We start from the raw sequence: 560 nt of genomic DNA on the forward strand, positions 1-560 counted from the left end.
GAAGGCTATATCGAGAAACTGCACATTACCCCAGCCAATACCCATGAGTGCAACCACCTGTCGCCTTTGTTGGAAGGTCTGCCCAAAGGTACGACCGTCTATGCCGACAAAGGCTATGACAGTGAGGAAAACCGACAACACCTGGAACAGCATCGGCTGCAGGACGGCATTATGCGCAAAGCCCACCGCAAACATCCACTGTCGGAAGCGCAAACCAAACGTAACCGATATTTGTCGAAGACCCGTTATGTGGTCGAACAAAGCTTCGGTACGTTGCACCGTAAATTCCGCTATGCGCGGGCAGCCTATTTCGGGCTGCTCAAAGTGAGTGCACAAAGCCATCTGAAGGCGATGTGTTTGAACCTTTTGAAAGCCGCCAACAGGCTAAGTGCGCCTGTAGCCGCCTAAAAGGCGGCCTGGATGCCTGATTATCGGGTATCCGGGGAGGATTAAGGGGGTATTTGGGTAGAATTAGGAGTAATTAGGAGCGGAAATAGACGAAAACCTGTGTTTGGATTTCGGCTGTCGGGGGAAGGGCTTTTTTGCAAAGGTCTCGGCCT

1 protein-coding gene is annotated in these 560 nt (G+C 52.0%); it reads left to right on the top strand.

What is annotated here, in order from left to right; translation table 11 throughout:
* The coding region (locus HMPREF2675_RS00005; RefSeq protein WP_141759926.1) for a transposase at positions 1-408 on the top strand (408 nt) is incomplete at its 5' end.
* Positions 409-560: the final 152 nt, after the last annotated feature.

It is taken from the genome of Neisseria sp. HMSC061H08 (genome assembly GCF_001836795.1).
Lineage (GTDB): Bacteria > Pseudomonadota > Gammaproteobacteria > Burkholderiales > Neisseriaceae > Neisseria > Neisseria subflava_A.